Annotated in this window: 1 protein-coding gene; it reads right to left on the bottom strand. The window is 48.0% G+C overall.

The genetic code is table 11. The features are described 5' to 3' along the window. Nucleotides 1-1,256 (bottom strand): hypothetical protein (locus KDK19_RS06550; RefSeq protein ID WP_257291595.1); only part of this gene is annotated, 1,256 nt, incomplete at both ends.

Genomic DNA, 1,256 nt, shown 5'->3' with positions numbered 1-1,256 from the left:
CATTGGCAGAAAACAGAGCTATTGCCTTACTTAACACGTTCAAAGGCACGGCTTTGCCCGAATGACGCCAGAAAAAATCCCGGTTCTGTTGACTAACCTCAAGGTAGCGTTTGACGCCTTTCCCTCCATAAGAAGACAGAAGCGTTATCAATGATTCCAGCATCAGAGCGGGTTTAGTCTTTTCAACGTGGTGAAATTGTTTTAAAAGCGCCCAGCTGATTACCCAGTCTGGGTTAGGGGTGGAAAGATAAAGGGAAACTGTTTTTAGCTGGCGATTGAATTTGTCATCCTCTTCATTATTCAAGTGGCTATTTTCTTCATTAGATTCTGTCAACAGCCACTGTTTCAGTTGTGTTTCCAGGTGTTTCAGCTCTTCAATAGCAGGTAGCCCTTCTGATGCCCAGAGCCTGGCCATAATTTGCAATAACAGATGGTTGGGCACCCCCCCGAAGCTTATCCAGTTCATCATTTTTTTCACTGGTTCATGTTTGGGCATGCCCTGGCCATTATTTATGGACGAGAAGGCACGGAACCGCTCCATACTGAACTCGCCATCCTGGTCTTTCCACTCCGGCCAGCCAAGCACTTTTTTCACTCGCTCATATGTGGGCATGCCCCGGCCAAGATTCATGGAAGAAAATGCGCGGAGCCGCTCCATACCGAACCTGCCATCCTTTTCTTTCCATTCCGGCCAGTTCAGCATCGCTTTCACGTCCTCATATTTGGGCGGGCCTTTGCCAGCATTCATGGCTGTGAAGGTGCGGAATCGCTCCATGCTGAACTCGCCATACTTATCTTTCCACATCTGCCAGCCCAGAATCTCTTTCACTTCCTCCTCATTTTCAGGCAAGCCTCTGGCATGATTCATGGACGAGAAGGCGCGGAACAGCTCCATGCTGAACTCGCCATTCTTGTCTTTCCATACCTGCCAGCCCAGCACCATTTTGACTTTCTTGTGTTTGGGCACAAATCTTTTGGTGAACATCGACGAGAAAGAGCGAAATAACTCCATATTGAATTCGCCATCCTCGTCTCTCCATTCCGGCCAGTCCAGCATCGCTTTTAATTTTTTATGTTCCTCATGTTTGGGAATGCCTTTGCTGTGATTCATGGACGATAAAGCGCGGAACAGCTCCATATTGAACTCGCCATCCCTGTCTTTCCATTCCGACCAGTTCAGCACCTCTTCCACGTCCTTTTTTTTGAGCATGCCTTTGCCACTATTCATGGATGAGAAAGCGCGGAACAGCTCCATA

Source organism: Endozoicomonas sp. ONNA1, from assembly GCF_024606325.1.
GTDB lineage: Bacteria > Pseudomonadota > Gammaproteobacteria > Pseudomonadales > Endozoicomonadaceae > Endozoicomonas_A.
Note: the sequence above shows the minus strand (reverse complement) of the source record. Positions and strands in the feature narration are given on the sequence as shown.